11 protein-coding genes are annotated in these 13,209 nt (G+C 64.4%); 6 read left to right on the top strand and 5 right to left on the bottom strand.

Going from position 1 to position 13,209, the window contains the following annotated elements; all coding sequences use genetic code 11:
* Window positions 1-27: 27 nt before the first annotated feature.
* A complete protein-coding gene (locus AC5STI_RS16385; RefSeq protein ID WP_495447390.1) occupies window positions 28-1,686 on the bottom strand; it encodes a BCCT family transporter in 1,659 nt (552 codons plus the stop codon).
* Window positions 1,687-1,805: 119 nt separating this feature from the next.
* On the opposite strand from AC5STI_RS16385, the gene AC5STI_RS16390 reads away from it, so the two are divergent.
* Window positions 1,806-2,738, top strand: a complete 933-nt coding sequence (locus AC5STI_RS16390) for a LysR family transcriptional regulator (RefSeq protein WP_495447391.1) — start codon at window positions 1,806-1,808, stop codon at window positions 2,736-2,738.
* 5 nt (window positions 2,739-2,743) lie between these two features.
* Here AC5STI_RS16390 and AC5STI_RS16395 read toward each other — a convergent pair whose 3' ends face one another.
* Together AC5STI_RS16395 and AC5STI_RS16400 are read right to left on the bottom strand one after the other, a co-directional pair.
* The gene (locus AC5STI_RS16395; protein WP_490398793.1) at window positions 2,744-4,147 is read right to left on the bottom strand and encodes an MATE family efflux transporter; all 1,404 of its coding nucleotides are present in this window, start codon (window positions 4,145-4,147) and stop codon (window positions 2,744-2,746) included.
* Window positions 4,148-4,289: 142 nt separating this feature from the next.
* Window positions 4,290-5,867, bottom strand: coding sequence for a DUF5928 domain-containing protein (locus AC5STI_RS16400; protein WP_495447392.1), 1,578 nt, complete (start codon window positions 5,865-5,867; stop codon window positions 4,290-4,292).
* Between the two features lie 139 nt (window positions 5,868-6,006).
* On the opposite strand from AC5STI_RS16400, the gene AC5STI_RS16405 reads away from it, so the two are divergent.
* Window positions 6,007-6,825 (top strand): sulfotransferase family protein, encoded by an 819-nt coding sequence (locus tag AC5STI_RS16405; RefSeq protein ID WP_495447393.1) that lies wholly within the window; start codon window positions 6,007-6,009, stop codon window positions 6,823-6,825.
* 345 nt (window positions 6,826-7,170) lie between these two features.
* Here the strand turns inward: AC5STI_RS16405 and ilvD are convergent, their stop codons facing one another.
* Window positions 7,171-9,015, bottom strand: coding sequence for a dihydroxy-acid dehydratase (ilvD, locus tag AC5STI_RS16410; RefSeq protein ID WP_495447394.1), 1,845 nt, complete (start codon window positions 9,013-9,015; stop codon window positions 7,171-7,173).
* A 133-nt stretch (window positions 9,016-9,148) separates the two neighbouring features.
* Window positions 9,149-10,327, bottom strand: coding sequence for a benzoate/H(+) symporter BenE family transporter (locus AC5STI_RS16415; protein ID WP_495447395.1), 1,179 nt, complete (start codon window positions 10,325-10,327; stop codon window positions 9,149-9,151).
* Window positions 10,328-10,432: 105 nt separating this feature from the next.
* On the opposite strand from AC5STI_RS16415, the gene AC5STI_RS16420 reads away from it, so the two are divergent.
* The 4 genes from AC5STI_RS16420 to AC5STI_RS16435 all read left to right on the top strand — a co-directional run bounded on the left by AC5STI_RS16420 (window position 10,433) and on the right by AC5STI_RS16435 (window position 13,150).
* Window positions 10,433-10,993, top strand: coding sequence for a helix-turn-helix domain-containing protein (locus AC5STI_RS16420; RefSeq protein ID WP_495447396.1), 561 nt, complete (start codon window positions 10,433-10,435; stop codon window positions 10,991-10,993).
* Window positions 10,994-11,071: 78 nt separating this feature from the next.
* The gene (locus AC5STI_RS16425) at window positions 11,072-11,926 is read left to right on the top strand and encodes a DMT family transporter (protein WP_495447397.1); all 855 of its coding nucleotides are present in this window, start codon (window positions 11,072-11,074) and stop codon (window positions 11,924-11,926) included.
* A gap of 45 nt (window positions 11,927-11,971) precedes the next feature.
* Complete coding sequence (smpB, locus tag AC5STI_RS16430; protein WP_475049480.1) at window positions 11,972-12,454, top strand: SsrA-binding protein SmpB; 483 nt, start codon at window positions 11,972-11,974, stop codon at window positions 12,452-12,454.
* A gap of 213 nt (window positions 12,455-12,667) precedes the next feature.
* Window positions 12,668-13,150, top strand: coding sequence for a hypothetical protein (locus AC5STI_RS16435; protein ID WP_495447398.1), 483 nt, complete (start codon window positions 12,668-12,670; stop codon window positions 13,148-13,150).
* Window positions 13,151-13,209 lie beyond the last annotated feature (59 nt).

A 13,209-nucleotide genomic window follows, 5' to 3' on the forward strand; every position in this document is an offset into this window, starting at 1 on the left:
TCCGCAGCCATCCGCCCGGGGAGATCCTTATTCCGCCGGCTCCTGTGTGACGGTGGTGGCCAGGCCTGCCTGTTCGCGGCGGCCGTCGTTGTAAATCGCCTTCACCAGAGCGGCGCATTGCAGCACCATCACCAGTGAAAACGGCAGGGCGCCGATCACCATCGCGGTCTGGATCGCCTTGAGGCCGCCGACCAGCAACAGCGCCGTCACCACTGCACCCAGCGCCACGCCCCAGAAGACGATGTGCGGGCGGGCCTTGGGGCCTTCGTCGCCGGCGGCGTTGATGGTGTTCACGATCAGCACCGCGCTGTCCGCCGTGGTCACCAGGTAGGTCATCAGCAGGATCACGATCATCACCGACATCGCCCAGCCCAGCCAGGGCGACAGCATGTACTGCACCATGGCAAAGATCTTGTCGCCATCGGGGGCTGAGCTGATCTGGCCGCCCGCGCCGCCGCGCAGCTCCAGGTCGATGGCGGTGCCGCCGGCCCAGGTGAACCAGACAAAGCACATCAGCGACGGCACGATCATCGCGCCCAGCACGAACTCGCGGATGGTGCGGCCCTTGGAGATGCGGGCGAGGAACAGGCCGACGAAGGGCGCGAAGGCAATCCACCAGGCCCAATAGAACACCGACCAGCCGCCCTGCCAGCCTTCGAGCTTGGAGGCGACGCTGTCCGGGTTGCCGTCGCCGGTCCAGACCCGGAACAGCATGTCGGGCATGGCGACCAGGTAGTCCCACAGACCCACCAGCAGCGCCTGCAGGCCAAAGAAGGTGGAGCCGAACAGCAGGAAGAAACCCAAGAGCGCAATGCTGAGCACCATGTTGATGTTGGAGAGCCACTTGATGCCCTTGCCCACACCCGACAGCGCCGAGGCGGTGGAGGCCGCCATGATCACCAGGATCGCCACGATGACGCCGGTGGTGTTGGCGGTGCCGCCCTCGTTGGTCAGCCCGCCGATACCGATGCGGGTGAGGCCGGAGACAAACTGTTCAACCCCGAACCCCAGCGTTTGTGCGACGCCAAGGATGGTGGCGACCACCGCGACGATGTCGACGGTATGGCCGATGGAGCCGGAGAGGCGGGCGCCGAACAGCGGCGTCAGCGACGAGCGCATGGTCAGCGGCAGACCGCGGCGGTAGCTAAAGAAGCCGAGCGCGAGCCCGGCAATCGCGTAGCAGGCCCAGGCGCCAAGTCCCCAGTGCAGGAAGGACCATTTGTAGGCCATGCGGATGTTGTCCGCGGTGCCGCCGTTGGTGAGGCCCTGGATGACTTCGGGGTTGTTGTTCCAGTGATAGATCGGCTCTGCCACCGCCCAGGTCAGCATGCCGACGCCGATACCGGCGCCGAACATCATCGAAAACCACGAGAAATTGGAGAATTCGGGCTGGTCGCCGTGCTGCCCCAGCTTGAGGCGTCCGGCGGTGGGCCAGATTGCAAGTGCTGCGCAGCACAGCACGAACAGCGCTACGGTCCAGATGTACCAGGCCCCGAAGGAGGCGAGGATGAAGCCGTTGATCGAATTCAGCACCGCGCCCGACTGGTCCGGGAAGGCGATGGCCCAGATCACCAGCCCGCCGATCATCAGCTTGGAGGAGATGGTGACGATCTGGCTGAAGCCCCGGTAAAAGCCGCGGTCGGATGTGCCGATCGGCAGATCCGTCAAAGGAGGTTTGATTGACATAGAGTATCCCTGTTTCCCTTGCTCTGCCGGTTGATGCCGCCGGGGCTGCGGCTTTAGCAGAACTTACGCAGGGCATTTTCTGTTATAAAAATTTCGCCTTTTGCAGTAGGCAATTATTTATGGATGACATTAGCAGCATTAATAGGAAGCTGAGCCACAACCTGGTCGCGCTGCACGCCTTCGACCTGGTGGCCCGGCATGGAAACTTCACCGGCGCGGCAGAGGCGCTGGGGCTGACGCAGTCGGCGGTTTCGCAGAAAATCAAGGGGCTTGAGACCGAATTGGGCATTGCCCTGTTCCGCCGCGGTCACCGGGGCGTGTCGCTGACCAACGAGGGGGTGCGGCTGCTCAATGTGGTGCGCCCGGCGATGACGCAAATGGGCAATTCCGTGTCATCGCTGCTGGAACGCAAGTCCCGGCCCAGGGTGCGGATTTCAGCGGATTTTGCGTTTTCCAGCTTCTGGCTGCTGCCGCGGCTGTCGCATCTGCGGGCGGAGCTGGGGGATGAGATCGAGATCCAGATCCTGGCCAGCCAGGTGCCGCCGGATGACTATGGCGAGGATTGCGATATCAAGATCCACGTCGGCCCGCGCAGCAGCATGGGCGATGGCGATGTGATGCTGCTGCAGGAGCGGGTCGGTGCGGTGTGCAGCCCGGCCTACCTGGAGAAGCATGGCCCGGTGCCCTCGGCCGCCGGCCTGCTGGACTGCCAGCTGCTGAGCCTGTCGAAACCGGCCTCGGCCGAGTGGCAGACCTGGCAGGGGTGGTTTGACCGGCTGGGCATCGCGGGGGAGCGGTCGAAGCACTACATCAGCTTCAACAACTACGACATGGTTGTGCAGTCGGCGGTGTCCGGCGACGGCATTGCGCTGGGCTGGCTGGGGCTGATCGACCGGCTGCTGCAGAGCGGCGCGCTGGTGCAGGCGGTGCCCGATGTGGTGGTGAGTGATGCGGGCTATGTGATGTCGCGCGACTACTCCAGCCGCCTGCAGGGGCCGAGTTTGGTGTTCGACTGGATTGCCGAACACTTGGCGGGGCAGGTCAGGCGGTAAAGGCTCTACCAGCCGCGGCGGCCCAGCAGGGCATGCAGCCGGTTCTGCGGCGCAAAAGCATCGACCGGAGCGGGCCGGGTGAGGTCCTGCAGCACCCGGTGCACCAAGAGCGCGCCGAGTGCGGCAAAGATCATCCCGCCGGCGGCCTGGCCCAGCAGCACCCCCGGCGCGCCGGCCAGGTGGCCGCCCAGCACCGCCAGCGGCCAGGTGCCCAGGGTGTGGCGGCCCCAGTTGATCCAGGTGGAATAGACGGGGCGGCCCAGGTTGTTGAAGCTGGCGTTCTCGACAAAGATTACGCCATTGAAAAAGTAGGCCAGCGCCAGCGGCCCGCAAAACAGGTAGATCAGCGCGCGGGTCTCACCGGTGGCGGAGAACAAGTCCGCGATGGGCACTCTTAGAGCAAACAGAACTGCCGCCATCAGCAGCACGTAGACCGCGGTAAAAGTGATGCCGGCCATAAAGGCCTGGCGGACGCGGGCGAACTGCCCGGCGCCGAAGTTCTGCCCGATAATCGGGCCGATGGCGCCCGACAGCGCAAAGATCACCGAGAAGGCCACCGGCATCAGGCGGCCGATCACCGCCATGCCAGCCACCGCCTCGGTGCCGAACTGGGCAATCTCGCGCAAAACAATGGCGTTGCCGACCGGGGTGGCGACGTTGGTCAGAACCGCCGGTAAAGCAATCGCCCGGATCGCCCGCAGATCGCCTGCAACCTGCGCCGGCGCTGGCCGCATGAAGCCCTGGTGCACCCGGATCGCAGGCCAGAAAGCGGCCACCAGCATACAGGCCCGGGCCAGCACCGAGGCGATGGCCGCCCCGTCCAGCCCCAGTCCCAGGCCAAAGATCAACAGCGGATCCAGCACCGCGTTAAGCCCGCCGCCATAGAGCGTCGCGACCATAGAGCGGCGGGCATCGCCATGGGCGCGCAGCACGGCCATGCCGGTCATCGCCAGCGCCATCACCCACATCGTTGGCAGGATGATCCAGACATAGCGCATCGCCAGCCGCAGCACCTCGCCCTCCGCGCCGAGCAGCGTCAGGATCTGCTCCAGATAGGCGAGCACAAGAACGGGCATCAGCAGCCCGGTCAGGACGCCGATGGCGGCGACGCTGGTGGCGTAATGGCGGGCTTGGTCCGGCCGGCCCGCGCCCAGCTCCCGCGCCACCAGCGAGCCTGCCGCAATCGACAGGCCGATATTGATCGAGTTGGTGAAGAACAGCAGGGTGCCTGCATAGCCAACGGCGGCGGCCAGCGCGTCATTGCCCAGCATGGCGATAAAGGCCATGTCGACAAAATCGACCGCGAACATCGCCATCAGCCCGATGCTGGCTGTCAGCGACATGCGCGTCACATGCCGCATCAGGCTGCCGGTGAGGAAGACCGCCTTGGGTTCCGCCTGGTCTGCCATCCATCGCCCCTTTCAGCGTTCGAGCACCTGCGGCCGTGACGGGCAAACGCCAGGCTGTCCCGGACAGTTCCGCGCATCTGCATATGACGAAGCCACCGGTACCGGGTTGTCAACCTGCGCCGCGGCGTGTCTGGCAGCCGGCTCAGTCAGCAAAAAGGTGGCGGGTAGCGGCAAGCTCCATCGCCTTGTCGCCTGACAGAGACAGGAAGCCGCTGAGCTGACCCGCGTTTTCTTCGGCGCTTGCGCCCTCGCGCACGTGGAACAGCTGGTTGAACCCGGCATCGCGGATGCGGTCGCCTTCGTGCAGGATATCGTTCCGGATTGTCGGCAGCAGCCGGTCCAGGGCGAGCTGCGGCGTGCGTTCGCCCGCGAGGCCGACCCGGTGGGCGTGGCCGACCAGGTAATCATCGCTGAACTCGCATTCGATGTGCAGGAAGCGGGTCGAGGAGCGGTCGGAATGGAAATCATTCATCAGGTCGATGGCGCCGGGGTCCAGGCAGATGATCAGCTGATCCGTCTCGTAGTATTCGAACAGCATCCGCATCAGCGCCCGGCGGTGGCGGGTGCGCTTCATCAGGGCCGTCTGGATGCCGCCCAGGTCCGGCAGCGGGGTGTTTTCCTCGTTGAACAGGTACTCAATCGCGGGGATGTTGGTCACCTGGCGGATCTGCTCCAGCAGCCGCTTGGCCACATGCCATTTCTTGCACACCACAATCAGCAGCTCGCGCTCGCGCCCCAGGGTGCTTTCGGTTTCCCAGAACCGCGGCGCAAAGCGGCGCCCGATGCGGCCGCGCTGGGCCAGGAACCGGTACAGGCTTCGCCCCTCGTTGGAGATCTGGAAATCCACGCCCTGCGCCGCATAGAGCCGCCCCAGTCGGGATTTCAGCTCCTTGGCCTCAGGGCTGATCTTGCGGGCAAACAGGAAATCCTGGCTGAGCAGCAGATCATAGTGATCATTGTGGAAACTCACCGGCATGCCGTAGTCGGTAAACATCAGAAAGGTGAGGGTACGGCTTTCGATTTCCTGTTCGGGAATCAGGTGGCGCACCAGGGTCTGAAAGAAGGTCTCATCCGGGATCCAGGTGGAGCGGAAGAACCGCATCACATCGCGGCGTTTGCGGATGAAGTCCAGGATCCACTCCACCGTGCGCCGCCGCAGGCACCACCACTGGCTGCCGATCTGCACCTGAATATCTGAAGGTATTTCGCGCTGCAGCCCCAGCCGTTTCTGCAGCTCGTGGCTCCAGTAGAACAGCTGCTTGTGCTTGCGCTCGTTGAAGAAGTGCCGGTAGATCAGCCGGCCTTCCTTCATGCCGGTCTTGATCCAGTCGCTTTCAAAGAAGTCGAAGCTTTCGATAAAGTCCTTGTCGTGCGCGTCCAGGAACCGGTGGGCGTATTCCGCCGTCTTCACCGCCATGCAGTCGCCGGACAGCATGTAGAAATGGGTTGCGCGCGGAAACTCCTCTACCGCGCTGTTCAGCGCGTGCAGGGTGGCCTGCACCAGCGACCACTCCCCCCAGCCGCATTTGATCCGCTTTCCCGCGAAGGCCACATTCGGGTTGTCCGCCAGCGCCGTCCGGATCATCCGGTAGTCTTCCGGCGCCGCCCGCCCGTCGAAGTGGATGGACATGTAATCGCCAGCCGCAGTCAGCCTCTCAGCCTGCTGGATGATCGCCTCGGGGTCTTTATGGCAGAGCAGGATATATGCGATTTTCGCCATAGGGTGGACGGAGCGCCTCGACTTGCCTGATTGTTTCCCTTGATAGGCGGGCTGAAGGCACGAATAAACCAGATAGTTTCCGTTTCGGTAAACATATGCGATGAAGCTGGGAATGGCGTGAACAAGATGAGGGCAGCGGATGGGGTTCCCCGGCACCTGGATGACGGAAAGTGAAAGTGTGGTCTACCGGGTGGTGCCGAAATGCGCCTGCTCGACGATCGGGCAGATCCTCTACTACTCCGATCACGGCACATTCTTCGACGGCGACATTCACGACGCTAAGGAGGGACTGCACAAATGGGCACAGGAGCACAGCCAGGGGCCGATCACCCGCAATGTGCAGGGGCAGAGGTCCTATGCCTTCACCTGCGTGAGGAACCCCTATACCCGCATCCTCAGTTCGTTTTTCGACAAGATCTGCGGCATCCAGCGCAACGGCCGCCGCTACCGCGGCAACCTGGTGCCCAAGCTGGCCTATGAGTACGGGATCGAAGTCGGCGGCGAGGACGGCAAGCAGGAGTTCGACCAGATCGCCAGCTTCCGCCGGTTCCTGCTGTTTGCCCGCGACACCATCCGCTGGCGCCGCCCGATGGACCCGGACATCCACTGGTCGGCAATGTCGGGGCATGTCTCGACCTTCATCCTGAACGGCGGGCGCTACAACCAGATCTTCTGGACCGAGGCGTTTAACGACGGCATGCAGCAGGTGCTGGACGCGATCGAGACGCCGCATCTGGTGGACTTGGCCGCAATCCCGCGTTTCAACGAAAGCGAGGGCCACGGCCCCAAGCGCGCGCACGCCGTAGAGGACTATTTCGACGACCTGTCGATGCATCTGGTCTACGAGATCTACAAGCGCGATTTCGAGCTGTTCAAATACGATTTCGAGAACCCGGCCAACAAGATGCCGGTGGGCGAGATCGACCTGGACGAGGTGCACGCCAAACTGGGGGAGTAGGCGGACAGGGCCGCAAGCGGGAGCTCCCGCGCCTTTGCCGCTGCATCAAAGATGCAGCTCAGAGCCTTGGGCCCGGCGCCGCTGACGCGGCGCGGGCGGGTAGTGCAATCGGCTATACGGCTTCACCTTTGCCCAAATACTCCCGCCGGAGGCGCGCCGTGCGCCAGCACGGCGCCACGCTCAACACCGCGTGGCGTGCTGGCGTCAGCCAGCGGGCCAAAGCGGGGGCGGGAGCGCTTGGATAATGCAGGACGTTTACTGAAAAGCGGTCTCAGGCGCGGGAGGCAAGAGAAAACCCGCCGCGTTTGAGCGGCGGGTTTGGCATTTCCGTGGGAGTGTTCTGCCTCAATCCTCGTCAGGCAGCGCGCGCACGGCGCCTTTGGCGGCGGAGGTGGCGAGCAGCGCATAGGCCTTCAGCGCCTTGGAGACCTTGCGCTTGCGCGGCTCGGCCGGTTTCCAGCCCTTGGCGTCCTGTTCCTCGCGCCGCGCCGCCAGTTCCTCGTCGGAGACCGCCAGGTGGATCGTGCGGTTGGGGATGTCGATCTCGATGGTATCGCCCGGGCGCACCAGGCCGATGGTTCCGCCCTCGGCCGCCTCAGGGGAGACGTGGCCGATCGACAGGCCCGAGGTGCCGCCGGAGAACCGGCCGTCGGTCAGCAGCGCGCAGGCTTTGCCGAGGCCCTTCGATTTCAGGTATGAGGTCGGATACAGCATCTCCTGCATGCCGGGGCCGCCGCGCGGGCCTTCGTAGCGGATCACCACCACGTCGCCTTCCTTGACCTTGCCGGTCAGGATGTCGTTCACCGCCTGGTCCTGGCTTTCGCAGACATAGGCCGAGCCGGTGAATTTCAGGATGTGCTCATCGACGCCTGCGGTCTTCACGATGCAGCCGTCCCGCGCGATATTGCCGAACAGCACCGCCAGCCCGCCGTCCTGGCTAAAGGCGTGCTCCTTGGCGCGGATCACGCCGTTTTCGCGGTCGGTGTCCAGCTCTTTGTAGCGGTTGGCCTGGGAGAACGCCTGCGTCGTGCGCACGCCGCCCGGTGCCGCCTTGAACAGAGCTTCCGCCTCAGGATTATTGGCGACTTTGATGTCCCACTTGGCAATCGCCTCGCCCATGGTGGCGGAATGCACGGTGTGGCAGTCCTCGTGCAGCAGCCCTGCGCGGCTCAGCTCGCCCAGGATCGAGAAGATGCCGCCGGCGCGGTGCACATCCTCCATATGGACGTTGTGGATGTTGGGCGCGACCTTGCACAGGCAGGGCACTTTGCGGCTCAACTGGTCCATGTGGGACATGTTGAAATCCACCTGGCCTTCGTTAGCGATGGCCAGCAGGTGCAGCACTGTGTTGGTGGATCCGCCCATGGCGATATCAAGGCTCATCGCGTTTTCAAACGCCTCGAACGTGGCGATTTCGCGCGGCAGCAGGCCCTTTTCTTCGTCCTGGTAGTGACGCTTGGTGATCTCGACGATCTTCCGGCCGGCTTCCAGGAACAGCTCCTTGCGGTCGGCGTGGGTGGCCAGCGTCGAGCCGTTGCCCGGCAGCGCCAGACCCAGCGCCTCGGCCAGGCAGTTCATCGAGTTGGCGGTGAACATGCCGGAACACGACCCGCAGGTGGGGCAGGCGTTTTCCTCGATGTGCTTCACCTGCTCGTCGGTGAACTTGTCATCCGCGGCGGCGACCATGGCGTCCACCAGGTCGATTTTCTTCATATCGAGATCGGCAATGTCGATCTTGCCCGCTTCCATCGGGCCGCCGGAGACAAAGATCGCCGGGATGTTGAGGCGCATGGCGGCCATCAGCATCCCCGGAGTGATCTTGTCGCAGTTGGAGATGCAGACCATGGCGTCCGCACAGTGCGCGTTGACCATATATTCGACGCTGTCGGCGATCACCTCGCGCGAGGGCAGCGAGTAGAGCATGCCGTCATGGCCCATGGCGATGCCGTCATCCACCGCGATGGTGTTGAACTCCTTGGCGACGCCGCCGGCCGCCTCGACCTCGCGGGCGACCATCTGGCCCAGGTCCTTGAGGTGCACGTGGCCGGGCACGAACTGGGTGAAGGAGTTGACGATGGCGATGATCGGCTTGCCGAAATCATCGTCCTTCATGCCGGTGGCGCGCCACAATCCGCGCGCGCCCGCCATGTTGCGGCCATGGGTGGAGGTTCTGGATCGGTACTTTGGCATCAGGCTGGTTCCCTTAGTCTTTGCCCTCAGGGACACGATTTGCGCAATAAAGGCAACCGGGCGGGGCTCTCTTCGGTAATATTGGCGCAGATTGCGCCGGATTTCAGTGGCGAAATGTCTCTGGTGGTGGTTCTCAGGCGCGTACCGGGGCGGGGTCGGGCGGCTTCAGCCAGCGATTCACCGCCAGCCCCAGCACCAGCGCCCAGAACGGCGCGCCGATTCCCAGGAAACTGATGCCGGAGACCGTGGTCATGAAGGTGATCAGCGCCGCCTCGCGGCCCTGCGGTTCGGCCAGCGCGGCCGACAGGCTGTTGCCGATGGTCGCCAGCAGCGCCAACCCCGCAACGGTGGCGACCAGCGCCTTGGGCGCGATCAGGAACAGGCTGATGACGGTGGCGCCGCCAAGCCCCACCAGGATGTAGACAAGGCCCGTCATCACGCCCGCCAGATAGCGGGTTTCGGGGTTTTCGTCCGCTTCTGGGCCCGCGCAGATGGCGGCGGTGATGGCGGCGAGGTTGAAGGCGAAGCCGCCGAAGGGGGCGAGCAGCAGCGACGCCAGGCCAGTGACGGTGAGGCTGGCGGACACCGGCGGTTCATAACCGCAGGCCCTCAGCGCCACCACGCCCGGCATGTTCTGCGAGGACATGGTGACGATGTACAGCGGCAGGCCGATGCCGATCAGCACCGGCAGCGAGAAGGCTGGCATCACGAAGTCCGGGCGGGCGAGGGTCAGGTCCAGCGCCTCCAGGCTGCCAAAGGCACCGGTGCCTGCGCACCAGGCCACGCCCGCTGCCAGCACCGCGGGGATGGTGTAGCGGGGAAACAGCTTGCGCCCGGCTAGGAAGGTGAGGCCCATCACCGCCACCAGCGCGGTGTCGGTCTGCAGCGAGGTGAAGGCGGAAAGCCCGAACTGGAACAGGATGCCCGCCAGCATCGCGCTGGCCAGGCTGTCCGGGATCAGGCGCGAGAGGGCGGCGAACCAGCCGGTAACGCCGGTGAGGGTCAGCAGGACCGCGCAAAGGAGAAAGGCGCCCACCGCCTCCGCCAGCGGCACGCCATTGAGGCTGACCGCAAGCAGCGCCGCGCCCGGCGTCGACCAGGCGGTCAGGACCGGCATCCGGTAGATCAGCGACAGCAGCAGGCTGGTGAGCCCCATGCCAAGCCCCAGCACCAGCATCCAGCTGTTGGCCTGGGACTGTGTCGCGCCCACCGCCTCGATCGCCTGAAAGATGATGGCGACCGAGCCTGTATAGCCGACCAGCACGGCAACCGCGCCAGAGACGATATGCGACAGCTTCAGATCCTTGAGCATGCGGGTTTTCCTCTGGCGCCGGATCGGGTAGGGGTTTTGTGCGTTATAGCGCACACTACATCCCGTGCGTTATAGCGCACAAGGCTTTTTTAGCGGGCGGAGACAATGAGCGACGACGGCATCATCCTGAACCTGCGGGAAATCCGGACAGCGGCGGGACTTAGCCTGTCCAAGGCGGCGGAGGCGACCGGGGTCAGCAAGGCGATGCTGGGGCAAATAGAGCGCGGCGAATCAAGCCCGACAATTGCCACGCTGTGGAAGATCGCCAAGGGATTCCACCTGCCGCTGACCGCCCTGATCGGCGAAGCAACCCGGCCGGTGGGGGAGGCCGCCGGGGTTTATGAGACCGTGCAGTTCCCCGGCAGCATCGGGGTCAAGATCGTGTTTCCCTTTGACCCGCTTCTGGGCGCCGAGACCTTTCAGGTGACGCTGAAGCCGGGCCAAAGCCACCAGTCGCAGCCGCATGACACCGGGGTGACCGAGGAGGTCTATGTGCTGCATGGCTCCATGGAGGTGCTGAAAGACGGGGAATGGGTGCCGCTGGAGGCCGGGCAGGGGCTGCGCTTTGCTGCCGATCAGCCGCACGGCTACCGCAGCCTGGAAACCGGCGCCGCCTTTCTCAACATGCATCACTACCGGCAGGCGGTTCTGACGCAGCGGGATTAAGGTGCTTCACTTGTGTATTTTCCCCGGGCTGCCTACCAATTGCGCAAGTGATTGATGTTGCAGGTATTGGAGCCAGGGATGGACACGCTGCGCGGAAGCCTTCTGATGGTGCTGGCCATGGCGGCCTTTGCGCTGGAGGACATGTTCATCAAATCCGCCGCCGCCAGCCTTCCGGTGGGGCAGATCCTGATCCTGTTCGGTCTCGGCGGCATGGTGGTTTTTGCAGGCCTGGCGCGTGCGCAAGGTCACACCCCCTGGCACCCGGGTTTTGGCACGCGCCCGATGCTGTGGCGCTCCTTGGCGGAGGTCGTCGGGCGGCTCTGCTTTACTCTGGCGATTGCGCTTACGCCCCTGTCTTCGGCCTCGGCCATTCTGCAGGCGACGCCTTTGGTGGTGGCCGCGGGCGCGGTGGTGTTCTTTGGCGAGACCGTCGGCTGGCGGCGCTGGCTGGCCATTGGGCTGGGCTTTGCAGGGGTGCTGTTGATCCTGCGTCCGGGCCTCAGCGGGTTTGAGCCGGCGTCGATGTTTGCCGTCGCCGGCACGCTGGGCTTTGCGGGCCGTGATCTGGCCACCCGCGCGGCACCCAAGGACATGAGCAACAACCAGCTGGGATTCCTGGGCTTTGCGATGCTGGTGCTGGCCGGCGCACTTGCGCTGGGCTGGACCGGCGGCGCGGTCTGGCCGGCCCCGCGCAACTGGCTGGATATCGCGGCAGCCACGGTGATCGGGGTGATTGCCTATAACGCCTTGTCCGGCGCCATGCGGGCGGGCGAGATCTCTGTCATTGCGCCGTTCCGCTATACCCGCCTGGTATTTGCCATGGTGCTGGGGGTGCTGGTCTTTGGCGAACGCCCCGATGCGTTGACCCTGATCGGCAGCGCAGTCATCGTCGGCAGTGGTGTTTTCACGCTGCTGCGCAGCGGCAAGGTGTGAGCGCCATCTTGCGCCCGCCGCCGCGCGGCCTTACATCTGCCGCCCATGGCCAAGAAAAAGCAGACATCAGACCCGAATTACAAGGTGATCGCCGAGAACCGGCGGGCACGCTTCGATTACGCGATCGAAAGCGATATCGAATGCGGCATCGTGCTGGAAGGGTCCGAGGTCAAGGCGCTGCGCGGCAACGGCACCAATATTGCCGATTCCTACGCCGCAGTGGAAAACGGCGAGCTGTGGCTGGTGAACTCCTATATCCCGCCCTACGAGCAGGCAAAGGTGTTCAAGCATGAAGAGCGCCGCCGCCGCAAGCTCTTGGTGTCGCGCAAGGAGCTGGCCGACCTTTGGAACCTGACCCAGCGCAAGGGGATGACCCTGGTGCCGCTGGTGATCTATTTCAACCACAAGGGCCGCGCCAAGATCAAACTGGGTATCGCCAAGGGCAAGAAATTGCATGACAAGCGCGAAACCCAGGCCAAGCGCGACTGGGGCCGCCAGAAGCAGCGCCTGCTGAAGGACGCCCGCTAAGGCCCTTGGCGAGAGCGCGCCGCTCCCTTTCATCTTTCTGAAAATACTCGCGCCGCAGGCCGGCGCCGCAAGGCGCTGTTCTGCAGCCGTCTGCTGTTGTAGTATCCGACAAAATAAGTCAGATATGTGGTTCCCAGCAAATCCGCCTAGGGATCCAGCCCGGACGAAGAGGACAGCGCGCCTGCTGTCGGGACCATCTTGAGGGAAAAGCGAATGTGTAGAGTTTCGCATGAGGCCGGGCTGGCGGCGCATGGATTTGACGAATTCGAGACCGGGCTGCTGCCGGTGCTGCGGCACTTTCTGATGAGCTATGAGACGCCGGACAGCCAAGCTTGGCAGCGGGCCTATATGGTGGCGGCGGAACGCTGGGGCGAGGCCATCGGGCTGCCCGCGGCGCAGGCGCTGATGAAACTGCTGCGGGCGGTGATGGACTGCCGGGACGGGCAGTTTGCCTACATTGATCCTTTTGACCTGGAACTGCGCGGGACCGTGACGCCGGAAGAGGCCGCGCTGCTGCGGATGCTGCATCACATGCGCCGGGACCAGACGCCGGGCGCGCGTGAAGCCGTCGCCGATGTCACCGGCGGGCAGATGAATCCGCATGTGATCCGGGCCGGCCTTGCCTTTGCGCACCGGTTTTCCGCGGGCCACGCAGCAGCCCGGCCGGAAGCTCCGAGATTGCGGGTGGTGGCCTGAAACCCCTGGGAAAGCAGGCGCGTCCATTTGATACTGACGCAAGCGCAGTGCCGGCAGGC

This window comes from Leisingera sp. CC-HEC096, from assembly GCF_059429235.1.

Excerpts from the sequence above, each read along its gene's own strand:
- AC5STI_RS16385 (WP_495447390.1), bottom strand. The coding sequence starts at position 1,686 with ATGTCAATCAAACCTCCTTTGACGGATCTGCCGATCGGCACATCCGAC.
- AC5STI_RS16390 (WP_495447391.1), top strand. The coding sequence starts at position 1,806 with ATGGATGACATTAGCAGCATTAATAGGAAGCTGAGCCACAACCTGGTC.
- AC5STI_RS16395 (WP_490398793.1), bottom strand. The coding sequence starts at position 4,147 with ATGGCAGACCAGGCGGAACCCAAGGCGGTCTTCCTCACCGGCAGCCTG.
- AC5STI_RS16400 (WP_495447392.1), bottom strand. The coding sequence starts at position 5,867 with ATGGCGAAAATCGCATATATCCTGCTCTGCCATAAAGACCCCGAGGCG.
- AC5STI_RS16405 (WP_495447393.1), top strand. The coding sequence starts at position 6,007 with ATGGGGTTCCCCGGCACCTGGATGACGGAAAGTGAAAGTGTGGTCTAC.
- ilvD (WP_495447394.1), bottom strand. The coding sequence starts at position 9,015 with ATGCCAAAGTACCGATCCAGAACCTCCACCCATGGCCGCAACATGGCG.
- AC5STI_RS16415 (WP_495447395.1), bottom strand. The coding sequence starts at position 10,327 with ATGCTCAAGGATCTGAAGCTGTCGCATATCGTCTCTGGCGCGGTTGCC.
- AC5STI_RS16420 (WP_495447396.1), top strand. The coding sequence starts at position 10,433 with ATGAGCGACGACGGCATCATCCTGAACCTGCGGGAAATCCGGACAGCG.
- AC5STI_RS16425 (WP_495447397.1), top strand. The coding sequence starts at position 11,072 with ATGGACACGCTGCGCGGAAGCCTTCTGATGGTGCTGGCCATGGCGGCC.
- smpB (WP_475049480.1), top strand. The coding sequence starts at position 11,972 with ATGGCCAAGAAAAAGCAGACATCAGACCCGAATTACAAGGTGATCGCC.
- AC5STI_RS16435 (WP_495447398.1), top strand. The coding sequence starts at position 12,668 with ATGTGTAGAGTTTCGCATGAGGCCGGGCTGGCGGCGCATGGATTTGAC.